This is a genomic window from Niallia sp. WK069_GA_01, assembly GCF_983173855.1.
On record NZ_OZ470138.1, the window covers coordinates 2941887 to 2961424 of the forward strand.

Below are 19538 nucleotides of genomic sequence, written 5' to 3' on the forward strand. Positions count from 1 at the left end.
ATTTCGTTTTTTCTTTATAGTGCGTGTTCAAAAAGGAGGATAAAAAGGACCGAGAAGTTCGCGGCGTCGTAACTTTGAGCATCGGCCTTTCACAGGATGTGGTGACTTCCGCGTTGCTCGCAGGACGTGAGCGCTTTTAGTGGAAGATCCTTTCGTTGAATACGTGAGAAGCGGAAAAGTAAGACAACGAAGAAATTCGATGTGTCATTTTTACCGGACTTTTTGAACAACCTCTTATAGCTGCTTTCTTCTCGTCTTTCTCGCTTTCCGTAGGAGTCTACTACTTCCAGCCATTTTTTCGGTTAAAAACACAATTTGAGAAAATAGTTTGCTTTTTATATTTGCACCTCTTGTAAAAACTGCATTTTCAGCTGTTTTCTTGCCCGGTAAATTCTTGTTTTTACGGTGCATGGTTTGATGCCAAGAAATTCTGCAATCTCTGCTTCTTTTAAGCCATGCTTTATTTTTAATAGCAATACTTGCTGATATTCTTGCTTCATTTTCCCGATTGCTTCATACACACGATTGAAAAAATAATCGGATTCTATCTTTTTTTCTACAAGTTGTTCCTCTCTATTTCCAATTAGCTCCACCATTTCTTTTTCCATAAAAACATCTTTCTTTTTCCGTTCTTTCCGTACAAAATCAATCGCGGTTCTTGTTGCCGTTACAGACAGCCACGCTCCGATTTTTTTCTCATCGTCTATGCTTCTCATTTTTTTCATTGCTTTAATAAAGGTTTCTTGGACTACATCTTCTGCTAAATGTCGATCTCTTGTGATGGAGTAGCTTATGTGAAACAAGCGTTGATAAAATAACGGGAATATTTCTGAAATATTTATTGGATCCGCCAATTGCTCCATCTTTTCACCTACTCCTCTTTTAAAGAAATGCTTACTTTAAACAAATCTCCATCTGTTTCCATCTGAAACATGCCGTTATGCAGCTCGACAATCGATTTGGCAATCGCAAGTCCAAGACCTGATCCTTCTGTATGACGTGATGTATCTCCTCGCTTAAATCGTTCATGCAGCTCCTCACTGTTGCCGCTCAGTTCATACTTAGAAATATTTTTAAAGGTAATAATGACTTGTTCATCTGCTTTTTCAACCGTAATATAAACGCGGGAATGATCAAGAGAATACTTTAATATATTGCCAATTAAATTATCAAAAACCCGCCAGATTTTTTGGCCGTCTACTAATACAAATATTGGCTTCTCTTTATGGGTTACCCGGAACTGCAAGGTAGATTCTGTGATGCTTTCATCGTGTTCTGCCAGCGCCTGCTGTAATAATTGAACAATATCTACCCTTTCCTTTTTCAAATCAATATTCCCGCTTGCCATTTTCGATACCTCAAATAAATCATCAATCAACACCTTTAAGCGCTTCGATTTACGGTCGATAATTCCAAGATAGCTAGCTTGATCTTCCTTTGTAACAGCACCTGATTGTAATAATTGCGTATACGTAATAATAGAAGTCAATGGTGTTCTTAAATCATGGCTTACATTTGTAATAAGTTCTGATTTCATTCGTTCACTTTTTGCCTGTTCGCTTTGAGAGTTTTTCACTGCCTCTGTTAATAGATTAATATTTCCTGCAAGCTGTGCAAAAACCGTTTTTCCGTACACTTCTAGATCGGGACCTAATTTCCCTTCTGCCAATTCATTTGTTTTTATGACGATTTGATTAAAATAGCCGATTTTTTTGACTAAAATCATCGTTATTGGTGTACCGACAAAAACAAGTACTAGTATATAAATAAGCATAAATACTGGATCTATTATCGCAACTGCTGCTAAAAGTCCTAATCCGAATATTGCTGCGAGCATAATAAATAACTGTGTGCCGACATTTCTATTTAAAAATGCATCTCGTATACGTACGCCTGTTTTTTTAACAAAATTTCTAATAAAAGAAATTATCCTGCTTATCAGTGACTTTTGCCATGCTTGTTTTAATAACTGCAACTTTCTGCATATTTTCCATATTAACTTGCCTTGAATAACAGCGAACCCCCAACAACATGCCCCTATACTTAAAAATAAGATAATATCTCTTATGCTTTCATAAGTACCTACAGTCTCTGGATTACTGAATTCTGTAATAACAACCCCTACACAAACAATCGCAAATATGAAGCTAGTAAGAAATAACACCCATTGCAAATCGAAAGGTATTTTACGGTAAATTCCTTCGCATGCATTGCTGACTTTTGAACTAATTTTCGATTTTATTCCAATGACAAAAGCAAGAATAAACGCTGCCATACATGCTATAGAATAAATAAACAATGTCTTTTTTGCATATTCATACTGATGATACTCTTGCATCAGTGGACTTGATGAATCAAGTGATTTAGATATGCCGATTTCTCCTACAAATTTCCCCTCTTGCTTTGCTGTTATCACATTCCGTCTAATGAGATCGATAAGTTTATATTCAATATATCCATGATCGTAGGTATCTTCTGTTATCGTATAATTTGTATGAAACAGCATATTTTTTGAGTTTATACTATTTTTTCCAGATTGTCGTTCGGAAGATGTTAAATTAGTATATACTTTTCCTGTTTGATCATTTTGAAAATAATAAGTAAAATCTTTCGTATAACTTTGATAATCACCATAATAAGATTCCTTCTCTTTATAAAAATCCTCTAATATCGCTTCTTTTTCTTTTTTTACTTTTGGTTCTATATGCTTATCACTTTCAAAATTTTCTTTAATATCTTCCAGCTTCTTATCTCTTTCAGCGATTAATACTTGCCCTTCTTTTTTATTTTCTTCTGCGTAAGCATCGCCAATTCGCTTTTTATACTGCTCTTTAATATTCTCAAGCTGCTCGTCTAAGTTTCCATATCGATAACAGTGTTCCTTAATATCTTCATCCGTTACTTTTATTAATTGTTTTGCCTCTTTTAATGGTATATTATATAGTTCATACTCATGTAAATACTCGATAAACGGAACAACCTTATACTCAAACTCTATTGTCTCAAAATAACTCCCCTGATATTCATTCATATATAGGTAAAAAGTAAACAACCCACTCACACCACTTGTAAACAACAACGTCCAAACAATAAAAACAATACTATTTTTCCATTTTGTAGCCAATGCCCCACACCACCTTTAAATACCTTGGATTTTTTGCATCAATTTCGATTTTTTCTCTAATTTTACGAATATGTACAGCCACCGTGTTTTCAGCATGATAGCTTGGCTCTTTCCAAACCCGTTCATAAATCTCTTCAATTGAAAAAACACGTCCAGCATACTGCATCAATAGCTCGACAATTTTGTATTCAATGGGAGTAAGCTTCACTGAATCTCCATTCACCTTTACTTCTTTTGCTGCTGTATCTAATGTTAGTCCATTTAGATCAATCACTTTGCTTGCACCTTCAAATGTGCCAAATGTGACATATCTTCTTAACTGCGACTTTACCCTTGCAACAAGCTCCATCGGATTAAAGGGCTTTGTAACATAGTCATCTGCGCCGACTTGCAAGCCTAATATTTTATCCGTGTCTTCACTTTTTGCACTTAGCATAATAATCGGAATGTTTTTTTCTGTACGTATTTTATAAGTCGCTGCAATCCCATCAAGCTTTGGCATCATAATATCTAAAATAATGAGATGAATTTCTTGCTCATGAATCAACTCTAGCGCCTCGATGCCGTCTTTTGCTTTTAACACCGCTACTCCTTCATTTTTTAAATAAATTTCAATCGCATCGCGGATTTCTTTTTCATCATCCACGACTAACACATTTAATTTCTGCATGTTTCCCCCTGCTTTCCGCTTTTCTTTATCTATTTTCTATCATAATGGTAAAATCTTAACATTTACGGATGATAATTCTTAAGATTTTCTTAAGGTTTTTGTTAGGTTTCTTTCAATAATTTTTTAATTCCCTCATTTATAAACCAACATACACTCTCTTTCTTATAAACTCTTAGAATATACAACTGTCTCATTTTACAGCTAATCCACGTGCAAATTGCTTTATGAGTATAATGTAGCGCTATTTTAATTAAGAAAAGGATCACCAGTGATTGGTAATCCTAAAAATATTGCTATCAAATTTTCATTTGCTTTTTCATTATATAATAGATTTGACTACATGAAACCCCAACTTCTCTGCTTCTTCCTTTTTGAAGCTTTCATCCAAATGCATACAATACACTTTCTCTCTAACCTCTTGTTTTACTAATTTATTCAATTTATTTAAGGATAAGTGGACATTCCCATTATAATCAGCCTTACATGTATCTTGATAAAAGTAAGAAAAATCCCCCTTATGCAATCGCTGCAGAATAGTTAGCGGGATATCGTTACAATCCCCACTATAATAAATCGTCTTATTTTCAAAATGAAGAATATAGCCAAAACAATTTAATGTTTTTACATGTGTTACTGGAATGGCCTCATATTGTATAAAAAAATCATTGCAGCAAATTTCCCCTTGATTTTTAAATGAAAACAATTCATATGTATTTTCTTCTACACCCATTCCTTTTAAAAGTGGTTGAATGCTCAAACCATCAGGCGCCAATACCGTTACTGTTGGTTCTGCTAATTTTCCTAAAGAATAATAACCATAAAAGATTAGATCCCCTAAAGAACCAACATGATCTGGATGTGTATGGGTTAGTAGTACAAATACTTGTTCGACTCCCTGTAACAATCCACTTCGTTGCATTCTTTCAAACGTACTACTGCCACAATCGATTAAAAATAAACTTTTTCCTTTTTTTATACATGCGGCATTGTTTCCTAATTGCGTATGAAAAGCACTGCCACAACCAATAAATTGAAGCAATTTTCACGCCTCCTTTTTAAGATATTATAGCAATTTACTCTACCTTTTCCCATTTACCCCACTCTTAATGGGCAAATTTGTCCGTAAAGGTCTGATAAGTGAACTAATCAATTTATGAGAAATCCTCTATTCTATAAGAGAATGACGTTATTCGAACGAATGGAATAGAATGAAAGGAAAACAGATTGCATAAATTGGTCAGATCATAATTGCATTGAATTCTTTTTGGATAAATAATGGAACTATAAAATAGATAACGGAAAAAAATTTAGGGGGAGAATATAATGAAAATTTCGAATGAGCAATCGAAAAATCAACGTGATCGAATTCTTCAAACAGAAGGTTCTGTTTTTCCTGGGAAAACGTATACAGAAGTGGTGCTCGCACCTGCGTATGACGAAGCAAAGCATCATTTGCTCGATCCAATGATGGCCATTAATAAAGCACAGCTTATTATGCTGCGTGAGCAAAACCTCCTTACGGTTGAAGAAGGAAAACAGATTGCAAAGGCTATTAGAAGCCTTGATTTACCTTCTATTCGCACCTCTCACTATACTGGTGAAGTGGAGGATTTATTTTTTCTTGTAGAAGATGAACTTCTTCAAAAGGCAGGAGATATTGCTGGGAATTTGCATATTGCCAGAAGCCGCAACGATATGTGCATTACAATGTTTCGTATGACACTCCGCCAAAAAATGCAGATTGCCTTCACTTCCCTTTTATCGTTAAAAGAGCAGCTTCTCCATTTTGCTGAAGAACATGCTGATACGCTTATGATTGGGTATACACATACTCAGCAGGCACAGCCTACTACATTAGGGCATTACATCATGGCGGTTGTCGATAGCTTAAACCGTGATATCGAGCGGTTTAAACTGGCATACAAACATTGCAATCAAAGTCCGATGGGCGCAGCTGCTTTTACCACGTCAGGTTTTGCGATTAATCGAGAAAGAATGGTGGAGTTGCTTGGATTTGATCGTTTAGTCGAAAATTCTTATGACGCAATTGCGGGAGCTGATTATATAGCCGAGGCTATGACCGCTACCCAAATTACCGCTATTTCCCTCGGACGTTTTGTTCAAGATTTATTATTATGGAGTACACAAGAGTTTGGCGTGTTAACAGTTGCAGATCCTTATGTTCAAATAAGCTCCATAATGCCGCAAAAACGCAACCCTGTGTCTTTTGAACATATCCGTTCTTTATTATCGAGCTGTGTAGGCAATACGCAAACCGTGCTCACGATGCTTCATAACACGCCATTTGGTGATATTGTTGATACCGAAGATGATATGCAGCCATATGCTTGGAAAAGCTTTGACTTATTAGATCAATTATGTCGACTGCTGGGCTGTGTGATTGGTACGGTAAAAGTGAATGAAGCGAAACTGCGGGAAAGAGCTGCTTCTAGTTTTGCGACCATTACGGAACTAGCAGATACCATTGTCCGAACAGATGGGTTATCCTTCCGCAAAGCCCATCAGATTACAAGTCTAGTTGTGCAAGAAGCAATGGCTCAAAATATTGCTGCAAACCAAATCACATTGCGTCTTCTTAATGAGGCTGCAAAGAAAGTGATTGGCAAAACGCTTTGTTTAAATGAAACCATGCTCCTCCAGTCTCTAGATGCTGATTATTTTGTCCGCAACCGCTCCTTGCCTGGCGGTCCAAATTCTGACGAGGTGAAAAGAATGATTTCGGCGCGATGGAGTCAGCAAGCTGTGCAGGGGGAATGGCTTGCTGATGTAAAAAGCAAGACGGAACGCTCATTGGAGAAAATGGATGATCTGTTAGCGGCATGGTTTTGAGCATTAGGAAGAGTAGACAATAAATCTTATCTTTCAAACTTGTTAGAGGGAGAGTCTTAGCAGTTTGTTCTTGATGATTATTCTTTATCGGACAGTTCTCCTTCTTTTCCTTCATTTTTTTGTCCTGATGCTCCTTTTATCGGACACTCCCCCCCTTTGTTTCCTTCCGTTTTTGTCCTAATGCTTCTTATTGTAATATGGTCTCTTCTTTTAACAAATAAAAAACAGCCCCTTCATGCACATGCAAAAGGGGCTGTTGTAAAAAACTTTTATTCTCCTAAATCTACATTATGGTACACTTGGCGGACGTCTTCTAGATCTTCTAGTACATCGATCATTTTTTCAAATTGTTCTTGTGCATCTCCGTCTAGTGTTACATCGTTTTGAGCAAGCATCGTTAATTCAGCAACTGTGAATTCTGTCACACCTGCTTGTTTAAATGCTTCTTGAACAGCATGAAACTGATCTGGTTCTGCATAAACAATGATATTATCCTCTTCTTCTAAAATATCTCGAACATCTACATCTGCTTCCATTAATAATTCTAATACTTCTTCTTCTGTTTTTCCTTCTACTCCGATAACTGCTGTTGCATCAAACATATAGGAAACAGAACCACTTACACCCATATTGCCGCCGTTTTTCCCAAATGCTGCACGTACATCTGAAGCAGTACGGTTCACATTGTTGGTTAACGCGTCCACTATCACCATCGACCCACTTGGTCCGAAGCCTTCATAACGAAGCTCATCATATGTTTCTTCTGAACCGCCTTTTGCTTTTTCAATCGCCCGATCAATTATCGCTCTTGGTACATTATATGTTTTAGCACGCTCAAGTACTACTTTTAATGCTTGATTGGACTCAGGATCTGGCTCTCCTTGTTTTGCTGCTACATAAATTTCGCGGCCGAATTTTGCATAAATCCGACTAGTATTAGCATCTTTTGACGCTTTTTTCTCTTTAATATTATTCCACTTACGACCCATTCTGAACACTCTCTTTCTACTTTTAACTCACCAATATTTATTATATAGAGAAATGCAGCACTTCTTCAACATTTTGTCCAAAATGTTCAACAGATGTCCCTATTCTCTATAATAAAAACGACTTTTTTTCCATTTTATATTATACCTTAATTAGATTATTTGTTCAGCAGTTCCGCTTAACTTTTTCTCATACAAAAAGGGCAGCCACTATTTATGGCCGCCTTTCTTCTTAATAATGATTCTTTATTTCCATCATTCTAATCTTTTTTGAGTTGGTTTGTGTTCCATAGCTGCGGAAAGAACGCTCTACTTCTTCTAAACTACGCCCTTTTGTTTCCGGCATACATTTATAAATAAACAGTATTGATAATAAACCAAGTCCAACAAAAACAAAAAATGTATTGGATAAACCAATTGTTCCAAGTAGAATCGGGAAAAGGAAGCCAATGATAAAGTTTGCCAACCATAAACAGCAAATACTAATCCCAACACCAATTCCCCTTAATCTTACTGGAAATATTTCAGCTATTGTCAACCATGTAACCGGACCAACTGAACCTTGCATAAACGCAAGAAATAAAACCGTTAACGATAGCGTTATATAGGGAAGTACAGGCGATCCGTCCATTGTTAAGGAAAAGATAGCTATTAATAAAAGTGAAGTTGTTGTACCAGCAAGTCCTATTAAAAACATAGGACGACGGTTTACTTTTCCTAAAAGCCAAATTCCGAATAACATGGCCGCGACGGAAACGACTCCGTTTGCAATATTTGCTACTAGCGCGGATTCTGTTGCAAAGCCTGCATCCTTAAGAATCTGAATCCCATAAAACATAATTGAATTTACCCCTGTAAGTTGATTAACAATTGCTATACCCATTCCAATAAATAATATTCTGCGCAGCCAAGGAATCTTAAAGTCTTTTAAACTGCCTTTATCTGCTGTCAATTTCTCTTCAACGGAAGCAACAATTTCCTTCCATTCCCGTTTCGCTTCCTGTTCTCCCCTAATTTTCTTCAGAACTTGTAGAGCATGATTGTTTTTTTCTTTTGTTACCAGCCAGCGTGGACTTTCTGGCACTTTCAACATACCGAAACCAAGCACAAGTGCTGGAATTGCTGCAAACATTAACATATAACGCCAAATATGGCCAGCCTCACCAAAATTTGTTCCCAATATTGCATTCACAATAAATGCTAATAATTGACCAGAAACAATCATTAATTCATTTCGTGTAACAATTCCGCCTCTTTGCTTGGAGGTAGACATTTCTGCCAAAAAGGTTGGTACAGATACAGATGCTCCGCCAACAGCCAAACCTAATAGAAAACGAAACATAACCATCGCTTCCACATTAGGAGCCACTGTGCATCCAATTGTCGCCAAAAAGAATAAAATCGCTAAATACATTATATTTTTCCGACGTCCGTACCGATCTGATAGCTTTCCTCCTAATACCGAACCTAAAGCTGCTCCTAAAAGCAAAGAGCTTGTCACTAAACCTTCTTTTAATGGTGTAAGATTTAATTGGTCTTTCTCTGCCATAAAAGGCAATGCTCCATTTATTACTCCTGTATCGTATCCGAACAAAAGACCTCCAAACGTTGAAATTAACACAATGAAACGTAATTGTTTTTTTGGTGTTTTTTGCTTTTTCTTTGCCTGCCTTTCTTTAAAATCTATTTTTCGTTTGCCAGCAATTCTCTCAGGTTTTTCCATTTCTTAGTTCTCCTCCTCAGTTATTTACAAAAAACACAATTTAGTTCATCCATGTAAATGTAGCAGAAGAAAATTGCTTGTTCTTTCACAATATGTAGCAAAAATTTCGGGAATCAAGTGAATACTTTTCATCTGATAAAAAATCCCTACTTTTTTCGTCTGAAGATAAGAACCCCCTCTAATATACGAAATAAAAATACAATGTTATTTATACATCTCTTTTTCCCTTCTCCTATTTTTTTGAAACATGACGAAAATAAGATTATTCGGAGGAGAATATTCACTTTTAAGAAATTTTGTGGGAATCGTTAAAAGAATTACAGCCTTTCCTTGTTATTTTCTTCAAGACTAACTACAACTTTATGGCATGCATCACTCTATTCCATTATTTGAATATCAATCATTTCATCTAAACCGATATATTCGCTGCCCTTTGCATGGGAAATTTTTATCTCTTTTCTTTCTACTAATATTTTTTGCACCTTACCGATAAAATAAACATCTTCATATTCATGAAATAATTGGATTTTCAATGTTAGTCCTTGTTCTATTGACCGCGTAATATACATAGAAAATAGCGCAATTTGCTGTTCATCCATAATAGGCTTTGTCTTTTTCGTTAACTCCTTTTGATGGCGTTGCAATACTTGTTTGTGCTCTGGCAGCATCATCCTACTAGACTCCCACATTAAATTATATCCTGGTGTCATTTTATTAGGCTTCATTCCTAATCTCTCCGTTCTTCGTTTATTTATAGTGACCACCAATCTTTTCAGCGCGAACAAACACCTGACCTGCTTCTGTTAAAGAGGACGCACGAATAATAGACGTTTTTCCATATTTAGAATAAATTTTATCGATTGCCTCATTAAGATGTTCTTTTCGCAGAGAAAAATCAAACAGGTTTAATTGCTGCATATCGGCTGATTCCAATTGTGCTAATGTAACCCCTAGACTTCTTACCGGAGATCCATCCCAATAGGAACAAAACAGTTTAACGATTGCATAAAAAATATCCATTCCAAAATTTGTAGGAGATGAAAGTTTCATTTGTCTGTGAAATCCTGTCGGAAAATCAAAATCAGCTCCTCTTACACTGATAGAAACGGTCGAACCAAGATAATTTTTAGAACGTACTCTTCTGGCAACTTCCTCACTTAATTCTAGTAGTACCACTTTTATTTCCTCTAGTGTTGTATAATCTCTTGGTAATGTCATATTGTGACCAACTGCTTTTTGATGGTTATGTGATGTCGTTGTAACCGGAGAATAATCAATGCCATTTGCTATTTGCCATAACACTTCTCCATTAATACCCCATCTATTTTTAAGAATCTCCAACGGAAATTTAGCCAAACTGCCTATTGTATAAATTCCCATGCCATTTAGATGTTTTTTCATCTTACTTCCTACCCCAAACATTTCCCCTATAGGCAATGGCCACATTTTTTCCTTTAAATTGGCGGGGGTTAATGAAAAAATCCCTTCCTTATTTTTCTTAGCAAATGCATCACAAGCTATTTTAGCGAGCACTTTATTTGAACCTATTCCGACTCGGGCGTATACTCCCGTATCAGCCTTAATCGAATATTGAACCGTTCTAGCCATTGTCAAAGGATCTCCAAACAACTTTTGACTTCCAGTAACATCCATAAACTGCTCATCGATCGAAAACGGCTCTACAAGATCTGTGAATCGTTCCAAAGCTTGTGTAATTTGATAGGATACATCAATATAACGCTGCATACGAGGTTTGACAATAACAGCATCAGGACATTTCAGCTGCGCTTCCCACAATGATTCAGCCGTTTTCACATCACATTTTTTAGCTAACGGACATGCAGCTAAAATAATCCCACTTCTTCTCTCAGGATCCCCAGAAACGATAACAGGTTTATTTTTCAACTCCGGATTATCTGCTTTTTCAACAGAAGCATAAAATGACTGCATATCAACAAGAAAAATCACTTTGTCTCTCATACAATATCTCCTTTTAAGAAAAGCACAAACTCCTTGTTCAGCACCGAAGAAAAATGTTCTTCTGGCTAAAGGGGCATCAAGCAATACTCACCAAGGCTAGGTGTTTGCGCTAGACACTCATCTAACTTGATTACATAGATTATGACGATTAAAAAAACGAACATACTTTCGTATTTATTATATACGAAAGTATGTTCGTTTAATACTGGAAATTAGTTCTTGAAAAAATTTGTAGTTATTCAGCAATGTCCCCTCTTGAAAAGGGTAGTATTCTTACGCTTAGTCCGCACTTCAACAGAACAACAGACTAAAGAAAACTGCCTATTTTCATCTTTTATGGTGCAAAATTTGTTTGCTTGGATATTCCCTTTCAAATAAACAAATACTAGAAGCATCCATTTTTATAAGGGGATATACTATGATTGGTTTGTTACTAGCCGTATTTCTTTTTAATTTTTTAGCTGTTACACTGAATAAACATTTAAATGGAAACTGTGTATTGCATATATGGATGTTCACCATTTCCTTTCAAATGTTATTTGACATTTTTATTGATTTTAAATACGCAGGATATTGGTATTTTAGCAAGGATATTGATTGGCAATCCATTCTCAATATTGTTTTTTTAGTACCACCGGTTAATATTATATTTTTGAATTATTTTCCTTTCAAACAGGCTATTTTCAAACAATTTTGCTATATTATTTGTTGGGATATTGCCTTATTGCTATATGAAAAAATCGCCTTATTGTCTGAACCTTGGGGATACTTTCATTATGGATGGTGGAAATTATCGTATTCTGCTTTGCTCAATCCAATTTTACTGTTTTTATTAGTCCTATATTTTAAATACATATGCTATCTTGAAAAAAGGCTAACCTAAAAAAATGGGGTATTAATTCTTCTCGGGTAATGCACCCTTAGTTTATTTAAGAAGGAGTCTTTAAGCTCGGAGAAAATCAGTTAAAACCTATATACTATTTAACTGATTTTCTCCGCCAACTCTAAAATAATTCCCTCTGGACCACGCACGTAGCATAACTTATAACTTTCTTCGTATTGCTGTATCTCACTAAAAATTCCCGTGCCATTCTTTTTCAATTTTGCAACAATAGATTCAATATCTTCAACAGCAAAGCAAATATGTCGGATGCCCAGCGTATTTGCAGAAGGTTGCTGAATACCTTTTTCATCTGACGGTGTATAAAATTTGACTAGCTCTATCCATGTCTCACCTTCTGGCATCCCCAATGCTACACATGCCGTTTTAACATCATTAAGTCCAACTATTCTATCCAATTGTTCTCCATCCAATTCCCATTCCGCTTGTACTTCAAGTCCTAAATCAAGAAAAAAAGCTTTAGCTCCTGAAAGATCATTTACGTTTATACTCACATGATCTATTCTATTGATTTTCATATTTAAAACCTCCCTATGTTCCGATTATTTTCCATACCTGTATTCGTGTAAGGTTTGTTTTTTAAATTCTAATTCGCTTAAAACAGAAAATATCCATCTTCAACAATTTAAAAGCTGTTTACCTAAATTAGCAGCAATTCTTTCCGTAAAAAATAACTTTATAAAAAAACCAAGTTTTGAAGAAATACACTTAAACAATTGGGGGCATTCCTTAGTTAATAGGAGGTCCTCCCACCAACATTTCGCTCGTACAACTTCTATTTCAAACGTTATCTACTATGTGATAAAAACTCCCTTAGCAGAAAAGTTTCCCTTATCGTGTTCACAGCATTACTCGATAATGTCGCATTGATTTAGGTATGCCTTTCATTTTTAAAACTCCGCTGTATACTAAATCTCGGATACGATATTCTAAAAATGGATCGCTCATTTTTTCGTCCATTGCATCTACTGCTTCGCCAATAATGTGAGAAACTTTTATAAATTCTTTGTTTTCCTGCTTTTTATGGAGTGCTTCAATTATTTTCAAAAGAAATGCATCGAAGTATTGTTCCGGCACACTGCAAATTTTATTATGCTGACAAAGACGCAGCATTTCTTTCGACTGTGCTAATGCCTCCCACTCTTTTATATAACGTTTTTTCTCCTTATTGGAAAGCGAATCCTCTTCTTGCCTGTTCTCAAAAAGAGCTTTTAATTTTTCTATCCTATAAGGATGATTTTCTTCATTTTGCCGACCAATAGGAAGCAGAAAGATTTCATTTGTTTTATCAGCTAATACATACAGCAGAAAACGAAGTGCTGTTTGTTCTCCCACATCATCATCGCAATACCATATATAAATGGGTGCCTGCTCTGGAATCTCGTCTATTTCTAAAAGGGTATTGGTAAACTTGACTTCTTGATTATATTCATCCATGCCTGTATTGATATGATTGTATAACCATTCAAATCGTTCAGCTTGTCCATTTTTTGTATGTAAATTTCTTATCGGTCCAATAGCAAGATAGTCTGACAAAACGATCACTTTTTTAGGAGAATCCAAAGCAGCATATAAAGAACCAGCTGTTGAATCAGATGCTGCAAGATGGATAGATGCATCGACATCATGAAAACGACCAGTATTGCTTATAGAATATTCTTTTTTGTGTCTACCTATTTGCAGATTAACCACTTTCGTCATAAGAGCAATTCCATCTTCACTTATAAAATAACCAGTTCCACCAGCTGGCCTCGTTTTTTTATGATTAAATGCAGCGAATTCCTCCCCTTCTGCTAATTCATAAACTTTCCACTCTCCAGCTTCCCTTAACTGCGATGGACTTACGTATTTGTTTGCAGATATTTTAAAAACAATCACATTTGGTTCCATCAAAAAATAAATATATGGATAGATGCATCTTGTTTCCAAATCTTTTCCCCCTTTATCCCTTCATAACAGGCAATGAGCTTCCTACTAATGTAAGGTTCATTTCATAAAATATTACCATATTTTTCTTTTTATATCTTAGTTTTTTAACACTTAATTTTGTTTATTAATTATTTTGGATGCGTAAAATTTATTGATAATCAAATAATGGCGGCTGACTCCACCATCATTTGAGTTTGCTCCCATCTTTTTAATTAATAGCACGAACACTCTTTATTCCCAAGTTCTCCATTTTTTTTAACGTTTCTTTCTATTTTGCATCCAATAATTCTTTCATCTTTTCATGTGGGAATTTATCATCCATGTCCGTCAAAACTTCCAATAAGATACTTTCCATATTTTCGGTTAAGTGTATTAATTCTTTTTGCACATTCCCCTTTTCAAATTGTTCTATCTTCTCTGGCAATTCGTCTTCGTCCAAAAGACAAAATTGCCCATCTGGAAAAACAAGCACATCCAGTATTAAATCTTCAAAACGAAGACATTCCTCCGTTCTAGATGTATGTTGAACCATATTAAAATAAGAGCCTAAATAATTACCTTGTTCATCTCGCCATAGATACACATTATAAGGACGGTCGATCCAATAATAGGCAATTGTGTAGCTACCTGCTAAGATAGTCATCTCCATTCCCTTCCCTGTCATCATCGTAAAAGAATCCCTGATTTTATGAAAAAGAACAATACTGGGTTCTGACTGCAATAATAAACAGCTATGCTCTACAATTGTTTTATCATAACGAATTTTTTGTTCGATTATTTTTTTGTTTTGCTGAAAGCTCATTTTAGTAGGTAATCCTTTCTATCATTGTTCTAATAGGTCATTTTACCATTCTTTTATTTATTCGAACCGTCTATTCTACATTCACTTTTTTCACATAAGATTATTAAAGAGGAGCTGAATGTTATGGGGAAAACCGAAGAACAGTTTGAAATCGAAACGCTTAAACTTATTAAAAATAAACTTGATTATATTCACTCTATTGCGAAAAGCTACAAAAATGATAGTCCAGAATTAATGGGAAGTATGGAAAGTTTAGCTTCTATTGCAAAGATGTTTGCAAAAATTAAATTAGAAGAGCTAAATGGCCATGTAGAAACGGAAAGCCCACAAGGATTCATTGTGAGTAAACTAGGAAACTCATACTCTCTTATGAAAGCTTATGAAAAACAGAAGGAACAGATAGATTTTCCGGCTTGGAAGCTTTGATGTTGATTTGCAGTCTTCTTCGATTTATCTTTTGCCTAGTTTCTAAAGCGTCTAATCGGCGCTTATTTTTTCTCATTAATCCGTTTTAAAACAAAAAATGTTTGTAATAAAAAAAACTCACCTTCTAACTAAAGCGAGTTTTTTCCTTGCTAAATAGAAGCAATTTTTTATTTCGACAGCTCCAAAAATCCTTTGCCAAACACATCGCGAACATCATGAATGGTAATAAAAGCATCATTGTCTACTGCTTTGACGATTTTCTTTAAAGCGACCATTTCTTGTTTGTTTATCACAATATAAAGAATTTCCTTCGCATCTTTTGAATAGTAGCCTCTTCCGTACATAACAGTTACGCCTCGATCCATAATATCATTCACTTTTTCGGCAATTTGGCTTTGTTTGCTGGAGATAATTGTTACGGCTTTTTTCGGATTCAACCCTTCAATAATAAATTCCATTACTTTTGTAGCAATATACAACATAACAATCGTAATCATCAGTTTTTCTGCACCTATTATAAAGTAAGAAGAAAAAGCAACAATTAAATCAAAAAACAACAAAGAAAAACTAATATTCCAATCCAAGTACTTATTTGTAATTCTTGCTAAAATGGTTGTTCCTGCTGTTGTTCCGCCAACTTTTAAAATCATGCCAATTCCTACTCCAGCAAGCACTCCTCCGAATATGGCATTCACCAAAACTTCATCTGAATCAATATGCCAGCTTTCTGTCACATGCAAAAACAAAGAATTAAAAATAACCGCAATAATCGTATAAATACATGTTTGCTTATCTAAAAACTTGTATCCTATTAAAATCAAAAAAGCATTAATAATAAAGTTGACAAGCCCTGGTCCCCATTGAAATAAATAGTACAAAATAATGGTAATTCCGGTGACGCCGCCTTCTCCAAGATCATTCGGAATTACAAATAAATTAACTGCTAAAGCAAATAAAAAGGCACCTGCCATAATAAAAAGAATATCTTTTCCCATTTTATACAAATTTCTGTTCATCTTTTTCACCTATTCTATCATTTCTATTCATACAATATTATTTTTACATATTTTTGATTTATATCATGTTTTCCTTTGGTTTGTAAAGAGATTTTGAGAAAGAATTTTTTTCTACTGATATATGGGTAAACCAGAAGCAAAAAAAGGATTCATTACAAGTTTCCTACTCATAAGTACGGCAATTGCCAAAAGAGTTAAATAGGAAAAAAAGTGGATTCAGACCGTAACTTACACTACTACAGCCTATAAGAAAAAGATATTTACAGGAATATTCACATCATAAGTGGGTAAAGAACACTAAGCTTTTCTCTAGGAGTACCCATTACTAAATTTTCTTTTTTGATGAAAGAAGATTTGGTGGGGGGTGATTACATGAGGAAAGTAAACGGAATAAAAAATCTACTTATTTATCTTGATTCGTTAGGCTATGCTATAACAAAAGAAGAAGTTATGCTATTAATGAAAAAAAGAGAAATTCCCCATCAAAAACCAATGCGTCATTTAGTAATTTTTGATTTAGACCATATCGATTGGTGGGTAAAAGAACAAAGAAACAAAGAGTAGATTAAGAGAGAATTTCCAGGGTATTTATGCCTGATTCTACTCAAAAAACAAAAGGATAATCAGTTCCTATTAAACTGATTATCCCATAGGCTGTCGAAAACTGGATTGTTCATGCAAAATTCGTTATTATTCTGGTTCGCTAGATTTATGCATAGAATCAATCCGCGTTTTCGCCTAGCCAGAAATGATTTAAATATCCTTTTTTAAGCTTCCGTTACAAGCAGCTTTGCTCTTGTTTGTTTAGCAGCTTCTACCATCACTTTTAACGCTTCTACCGTTTCATATTCGCCACGTGTCTTTAATCCACAGTCCGGATTAATCCAGAATAATTTTGAATCAAGCACTTTTAAAGCGCGGTCGATATTTCTTGTGATTTCTTCTAATTTTGGAATACGTGGGCTGTGAATATCATATACTCCTAGACCAATTCCTTTTTTGTATTCATTCTCTTCAAAGGCATTAATTAATTCACCGTGACTCTTAGATGTTTCAATAGAAATAACGTCTACATCTAATGCATCAATGCTGTGAATGATGTTTTTAAAGTCAGAATAGCACATATGTGTATGAATTTGCGTATCATTTTCTACACAAGATACAGCCAGTTTAAATGCATATACCGCACCATTTAAGTAGTTTTCTCTTTTGCTTTGTTTTAAAGGCAATCCTTCACGGATAGCTGGCTCATCCACTTGAATCATGCGAATGCCGCTTTTTTCTAATTCTGCTACTTCTTTGCGAAGTGCCAACGCGATTTGATTTGCTACTTGTTGTCTAGAGATGTCATTTCGTACAAAAGACCAATTTAAGATTGTAACTGGACCTGTAAGCATTCCTTTTACTGGTCTTTCTGTTAAACTTTGTGCATATACTGTTTCTTTCACTGTCATTGCTTTAATGAATGCAACATCTCCAAAAATAACTGGTGGTTTTACGCAGCGTGAACCATAAGATTGCACCCATCCGAATTTTGTAAACTGGAATCCAGCTAATTTTTCACCGAAATATTCCACCATGTCTGTTCTTTCAAATTCACCATGTACTAATACGTCAATATCTAATTTCTCTTGGATTTCAATCCATTTTTTTGTTTCCTCTTCAATAAATTTATTATACGCTTCGTTAGATAATTCGCCTTTGCGCCATTTTAAACGCTCTTTTCTTACTTCCGCTGTTTGTGGGAAGCTTCCAATAGTTGTTGTTGGCAAAATCGGCAAGTTGAATACTTTTTCTTGAAGCGCTAAACGTTCTGCAAATCCAGCTTTTCGTTCCGAAGCGTAAGAAGAAATATTTTGAATTGCTTCTTGTACTTCTGCATTATTACGATGAGACGATGCTGCTAATGCGGCAATTGCTTTTTCACTGTTGTCCACTTCGTTTTGAATCGCAGCTTTGCCTTCTTGTAATCCTTTCGCAAGAATCGCTACTTCTGCTAATTTTTCATCTGCAAAAGAAATAGCTTCTTTTAATACTGCTTCTAATGCTTGTTCACTATTAACTGTAACTGGTACGTGCAAAAGACTACAAGAAGGTTGTACAACGACACGATCTTTGCCTACTGCTGCTTCAATTTCTTCTAATAGAGAAGATGTTTTTTCAAGGGATGCTTTCCAAATATTTCTGCCATCGATTACACCAGCAAATAATACTTTATCTTCTGGGAAACGATTTTCTTTTAATGCCGCAAGATTTTGTCCTTCATCATGAACAAAGTCAAGTCCAATTGCCTGAACTGGAAGAGAAACGACTTCTTCATACTGCTCAACTGCTTCAAAATATGTTTGTAAAATGAATTTTACTTTTGGTGCCGCATTTGTTAACGCAGTATAAACTGGTTTAAATAATGCCAACTCTTCTTTTGTAATCGTTGTAGATAAGATTGGCTCATCGATTTGTACCCACTCAACGCCCTCTTCTTGAAGTTGTTTCGCAATTTCTTCATATAAAGGCAAGAATTGATTAACAACCTCTGCAAAATCTTCTTGTTTATAGCCTTTTGATAATTTTACAAACGTAATTGGACCTAAAATAACTGGTTTCCCGTTAATATCAAGCTTTTCTTTCGCTTCTTTATAAAAACGTAATGGACGGTTTTCCACTAGTGCTGGTTTTGCTCCTTCTAATTCAGGAACGATATAATGATAGTTTGTGTTAAACCATTTTGTCATTTCGGATGCTACAGCATTTTTTGCGCCACGAGCAATTTCAAAGTATGTTTCAAGAGATACTTGACCACCATTATATTCAAAACGATTTGGCACAAGCCCAAACATTGCAGCTGTATCCAATACATGATCATATAAAGAGAAATCGCCAACTGGAATTAAATCAATGCCCTTGTCTTTTTGCTTTTTCAAATGGTTTAAGCGAAGATCTTCAATTGTTGTTAAAAATTCTGTTTTTTCAATTTTCCCTGCCCAAAACTGTTCTAACGCTTTTTTCCACTCTCTGTTTTCCCCAATTCGAGGGTACCCTAAATTCGAACTTTTCACTTGACTCATTTTTCCCACTCCCAATTTTAAATTTTTCAATAAAATAAAAATCTCCCTGTTCCTATTGGAAAGGGA

The 19538-nt window shown here is 35.2% G+C and carries 17 protein-coding genes; 4 read left to right on the plus strand and 13 right to left on the minus strand.

Annotated features, from left to right (window positions below):
• Window positions 1-335: 335 nt before the first annotated feature.
• From AC5LWL_RS14025 to AC5LWL_RS14040, 4 genes are all read right to left on the minus strand, one after another.
• Entirely contained in the window at window positions 336-863 is a 528-nt protein-coding gene (locus AC5LWL_RS14025; RefSeq protein ID WP_493434882.1) for an RNA polymerase sigma factor, read from the minus strand.
• Between the two features lie 8 nt (window positions 864-871).
• Window positions 872-3124, minus strand: a complete 2253-nt coding sequence (locus AC5LWL_RS14030) for a sensor histidine kinase (RefSeq protein ID WP_493434883.1) — start codon at window positions 3122-3124, stop codon at window positions 872-874.
• A complete protein-coding gene (locus tag AC5LWL_RS14035; protein WP_493434884.1) occupies window positions 3102-3794 on the minus strand; it encodes a response regulator transcription factor in 693 nt (230 codons plus the stop codon). The genes AC5LWL_RS14030 and AC5LWL_RS14035 overlap by 23 nt, the downstream gene beginning before the upstream one ends.
• A 319-nt stretch (window positions 3795-4113) precedes the next feature.
• On the minus strand, window positions 4114-4833 hold the full coding sequence (locus AC5LWL_RS14040) for an MBL fold metallo-hydrolase (RefSeq protein ID WP_493434885.1): 720 nt from the start codon (window positions 4831-4833) through the stop codon (window positions 4114-4116).
• A 284-nt stretch (window positions 4834-5117) separates the two neighbouring features.
• Here AC5LWL_RS14040 and argH point away from each other — a divergent pair, with 284 nt between their 5' ends.
• Complete coding sequence (argH, locus tag AC5LWL_RS14045) at window positions 5118-6644, plus strand: argininosuccinate lyase (RefSeq protein WP_493434886.1); 1527 nt, start codon at window positions 5118-5120, stop codon at window positions 6642-6644.
• 269 nt (window positions 6645-6913) lie between these two features.
• Here argH and AC5LWL_RS14050 read toward each other — a convergent pair whose 3' ends face one another.
• The 4 genes from AC5LWL_RS14050 to AC5LWL_RS14065 all read right to left on the minus strand — a co-directional run bounded on the left by AC5LWL_RS14050 (window position 6914) and on the right by AC5LWL_RS14065 (window position 11333).
• Window positions 6914-7633, minus strand: a complete 720-nt coding sequence (locus AC5LWL_RS14050; protein ID WP_493434887.1) for a YebC/PmpR family DNA-binding transcriptional regulator — start codon at window positions 7631-7633, stop codon at window positions 6914-6916.
• Between the two features lie 229 nt (window positions 7634-7862).
• Complete coding sequence (locus AC5LWL_RS14055; RefSeq protein WP_493434888.1) at window positions 7863-9353, minus strand: sugar porter family MFS transporter; 1491 nt, start codon at window positions 9351-9353, stop codon at window positions 7863-7865.
• Window positions 9354-9730: 377 nt separating this feature from the next.
• Window positions 9731-10078 carry a YolD-like family protein gene (locus AC5LWL_RS14060; RefSeq protein ID WP_493434889.1) on the minus strand — a complete coding sequence of 116 codons (348 nt, stop codon included), beginning with the start codon at window positions 10076-10078 and terminating at the stop codon, window positions 9731-9733.
• Between the two features lie 22 nt (window positions 10079-10100).
• A complete protein-coding gene (locus AC5LWL_RS14065; RefSeq protein WP_493434890.1) occupies window positions 10101-11333 on the minus strand; it encodes a DNA polymerase IV in 1233 nt (410 codons plus the stop codon).
• A gap of 418 nt (window positions 11334-11751) precedes the next feature.
• On the opposite strand from AC5LWL_RS14065, the gene AC5LWL_RS14070 reads away from it, so the two are divergent.
• Window positions 11752-12216, plus strand: a complete 465-nt coding sequence (locus AC5LWL_RS14070) for a hypothetical protein (RefSeq protein WP_493434891.1) — start codon at window positions 11752-11754, stop codon at window positions 12214-12216.
• A 98-nt stretch (window positions 12217-12314) separates the two neighbouring features.
• Here AC5LWL_RS14070 and AC5LWL_RS14075 read toward each other — a convergent pair whose 3' ends face one another.
• The 3 genes from AC5LWL_RS14075 to AC5LWL_RS14085 all read right to left on the minus strand — a co-directional run bounded on the left by AC5LWL_RS14075 (window position 12315) and on the right by AC5LWL_RS14085 (window position 14965).
• Window positions 12315-12752, minus strand: a complete 438-nt coding sequence (locus AC5LWL_RS14075) for a VOC family protein (protein ID WP_493434892.1) — start codon at window positions 12750-12752, stop codon at window positions 12315-12317.
• Window positions 12753-13074: 322 nt separating this feature from the next.
• Window positions 13075-14163, minus strand: a complete 1089-nt coding sequence (locus AC5LWL_RS14080) for a DUF1835 domain-containing protein (protein ID WP_493434893.1) — start codon at window positions 14161-14163, stop codon at window positions 13075-13077.
• A 268-nt stretch (window positions 14164-14431) separates the two neighbouring features.
• The gene (locus tag AC5LWL_RS14085; RefSeq protein WP_493434894.1) at window positions 14432-14965 is read right to left on the minus strand and encodes a DUF402 domain-containing protein; all 534 of its coding nucleotides are present in this window, start codon (window positions 14963-14965) and stop codon (window positions 14432-14434) included.
• A gap of 123 nt (window positions 14966-15088) precedes the next feature.
• Here AC5LWL_RS14085 and AC5LWL_RS14090 point away from each other — a divergent pair, with 123 nt between their 5' ends.
• Window positions 15089-15391, plus strand: a complete 303-nt coding sequence (locus AC5LWL_RS14090; protein WP_493434895.1) for a hypothetical protein — start codon at window positions 15089-15091, stop codon at window positions 15389-15391.
• Between the two features lie 167 nt (window positions 15392-15558).
• Here AC5LWL_RS14090 and AC5LWL_RS14095 read toward each other — a convergent pair whose 3' ends face one another.
• Window positions 15559-16407 (minus strand): YitT family protein, encoded by an 849-nt coding sequence (locus AC5LWL_RS14095; RefSeq protein WP_493434896.1) that lies wholly within the window; start codon window positions 16405-16407, stop codon window positions 15559-15561.
• Between the two features lie 372 nt (window positions 16408-16779).
• Between AC5LWL_RS14095 and AC5LWL_RS14100 the strand changes: the two genes are divergently transcribed.
• Window positions 16780-16971, plus strand: coding sequence for a hypothetical protein (locus tag AC5LWL_RS14100; RefSeq protein ID WP_493434897.1), 192 nt, complete (start codon window positions 16780-16782; stop codon window positions 16969-16971).
• A gap of 203 nt (window positions 16972-17174) precedes the next feature.
• On the opposite strand, the gene metE is transcribed toward AC5LWL_RS14100, so the two are convergent.
• Window positions 17175-19472, minus strand: coding sequence for a 5-methyltetrahydropteroyltriglutamate--homocysteine S-methyltransferase (metE, locus tag AC5LWL_RS14105; protein WP_493434898.1), 2298 nt, complete (start codon window positions 19470-19472; stop codon window positions 17175-17177).
• Window positions 19473-19538 lie beyond the last annotated feature (66 nt).